Source organism: Gilliamella sp. Choc4-2, assembly GCF_001690355.1.
Lineage (GTDB): Bacteria > Pseudomonadota > Gammaproteobacteria > Enterobacterales > Orbaceae > Gilliamella > Gilliamella apicola_A.
The window spans coordinates 1-2,833 of sequence record NZ_LZHG01000010.1; the positions used below are offsets into that span (position 1 = coordinate 1).

Annotated in this window: 4 protein-coding genes; all 4 read right to left on the minus strand. The window is 35.3% G+C overall.

From position 1 onward, the window contains the following. The coding region (locus A9G34_RS01860) for a hypothetical protein (protein ID WP_141670309.1) at positions 1 to 350 on the minus strand (350 nt) is incomplete at its 3' end. A gap of 30 nt (positions 351 to 380) precedes the next feature. Further along, entirely contained in the window at positions 381 to 1,265 is an 885-nt protein-coding gene (locus tag A9G34_RS01865) for a putative type VI secretion system effector (protein WP_065568713.1), read from the minus strand. Between the two features lie 30 nt (positions 1,266 to 1,295). After that, a complete protein-coding gene (locus tag A9G34_RS01870; RefSeq protein WP_065568714.1) occupies positions 1,296 to 2,180 on the minus strand; it encodes a putative type VI secretion system effector in 885 nt (294 codons plus the stop codon). A gap of 16 nt (positions 2,181 to 2,196) precedes the next feature. Next, on the minus strand, positions 2,197 to 2,833 hold a 637-nt coding region (locus A9G34_RS10685; protein ID WP_065568715.1), incomplete at its 5' end, for a putative type VI secretion system effector.

Sequence of the window (2,833 nt, forward strand, 5' to 3'; positions counted from 1 at the left end):
CCAAGCCAACCACGGTAAATTTCATCGCCAATTTGAACATTAACAAAATTAGCCTCACGTAAAACAGGTTTAGTTTCTGGCAAACCTGTTAAACCAACTTGCCCGCGAAATGTACCAATAATGGCGCCAATTCGTGCTGCTCTATTGGTTCGTTCCATTGTTTCTTGCATATTTTGGTAGGATTCAACTTCAAACGCTTGTTGCTGTGTTTGTAAATCAATGCGTATTATGGTGCCACGAATACAGGTAAATTCATCGCCCCAGCAGGGTAATACTGGGGGGGTGGCGTTGCGTCGCCATGATTTATCGACCATTTGATTTTGAATTTTATAAAAGGTTTTTAAGCTCATATTTGTACGTAGTATTCCTTATTAATCTTTTTAATAATAAAAAAGATTACTATCATATATTTTGTTTATATAGTTAGTCTTAGGTTTTTGATTATTTGGCTTATATTTTCCTTGAAGCTTTAATTTCCAACATTTTCTATTGGTAAATTTTCTTAAATCGATCCTTGATATTTTTTTAAAGTTTAAAGCTTTAAAGATTTGCTCGGCAATTTTCACTTTAGTTTTAAAGCTGTCTTTTAATGCTATAAATAAACCGACAACGGCAAAAATACCAAAATTAAGTGCCATCATAGATATATAGCGTACGTAGTCCTCATCTAAAGATAATACTTCATCAAGGTTATAATAATATATGTATATACCCGTCATTACTAATAGTGCAATCATCAAAGTCATAATAGTGCATTTAAAGCAAAATACAGAATAAGCCCAACGCCCTCGAAAACAGTTAGGGCAGACGCTGATGATCCTCTCATCAGGTTTGGCAATAGCATAGAGTTCGTAATGGTCGTTTTGCCATTCGGCAACGACAATTACTTCATCCCCCGGTTGAAACGGGCAATCGCCAAGCCAACCACGGTAAATTTCATCGCCAATTTGAACATTAACAAAATTAGCCTCACGTAAAACAGGGTCATCTTCTGGCAAACCTGTTAAACCAACTTGCCCGCGTAAGGTACCAATAATGGCGCCAATTCGTGCTGCTCTATTGGTTCGTTCCATTGTTTCTTGCATATTTTGGTAGGATTCAACTTCAAACGCTTGTTGCTGTGTTTGTAAATCAATGCGTATTATGGTGCCACCAATACTGGTAAATTCATCGCCCCAGCAGGGTAATACTGGGGGCGTTGCGTTGCGTCGCCATGATTTATCGACCATTTGATTTTGAATTTTATAAAATGTTTTTAAGCTCATATTTGTACGCAGTATTCCTTATTAATCTTTTTAATAATAAAAAAGATTACTATCATATATTTTGTTTATATAGTTAGTCTTAGGTTTTTGATTATTTGACTTATATTTTCCTTGAAGCTTTAATTTCCAACATTTTCTATTGGTAAATTTTCTTAAATCGATCCTTGATATTTTTTTAAAGTTTAAAGCTTTAAAGATTTGCTCGGCTATTTTCACTTTAGTTTTAAAGCTGTCTTTTAACGCAATAATAAAGCCAATAATAGCAAAAGTGCCAAAAGCCATTAAAACAGCGCTTATATCATCTAAATATTCATTGCTTAACGATAATACTTCATTAAGCCCAAAAGAATAAATATCGAGGCAAGTAAAAAATAACAATACTATTGATAAAGTCAAAACAGTACACTTTACGCAAAAAATAAAATAAGCCCAACGCCCTCGAAAACAGTTAGGGCAAACGCTGATGATCCTCTCATCAGGTTTGGCAATAGCATAGAGTTCGTAATGGTCGTTTTGCCATTCGGCAACGACAATTACTTCATCCCCTGGTTGAAACGGGCAATCGCCAAGCCAACCACGGTAAATTTCATCGCCAATTTGAACATTAACAAAATTAGCCTCACGTAAAACAGGTTTAGTTTCTGGCAAACCTGTTAAACCAACTTGCCCGCGAAATGTACCAATAATGGCGCCAATTCGTGCTGCTCTATTGGTTCGTTCCATTGTTTCTTGCATATTTTGGTAGGATTCAACTTCAAACGCTTGTTGCTGTGTTTGTAAATCAATGCGTATTATGGTGCCACGAATACAGGTAAATTCATCGCCCCAGCAGGGTAATACTGGGGGGGTTGCGTTGCGTCGCCATGATTTATCGACCATTTGATTTTGAATTTTATAAAAGGTTTTTAAGCTCATAGGTCATAAACTCTTATTATTTTTCGTAATAATATAAAAAATTATCACCTAACCATGTATCGAAAACGATTTTAGGTGTTTGGCTATTTTTCTGGTATTTACCTTGTCTTTTTAATTTTCTAATTTTTTTATTGGTTAATTTTCTTAAATTCATTCTTGATATTTTTTTAAAGTTTAAAGCTTTAAAGATTTGTTCGGCAATTTTCACTTTAGTTTTAAAGCTGTCTTTTAACGCAACGATTAAACCGACAACGGCAAAAATACCAAAACTAAGTGACATCATAGATATATGGCGTACGTACTCCTCATCTAAAGATAATACTTCATCAAGGTTATAATAATATATATATATACCCGTCATTACTAATAGTGCAATCATCAAAGCAATAAAAATTCCTTTTAAGGCATAAATAAAATGTGCCCAACGCCCTCGAAAACAGTTAGGGCAGACGCTGATCATCTTCTCATCAGGTTTGGCAATAGCATAGAGTTCGTAATGGTCGTTTTGCCATTCGGCAACGACAATCACTTCATCCCCTGGTTGAAACGGGCAATCACCAAGCCAACCACGGTAAATTTCATCGCCAATTTGAACATTAACAAAATTAGCCTCACGTAAAACAGGTTTAGTTTCTGGCAAACCTGTTAAACCA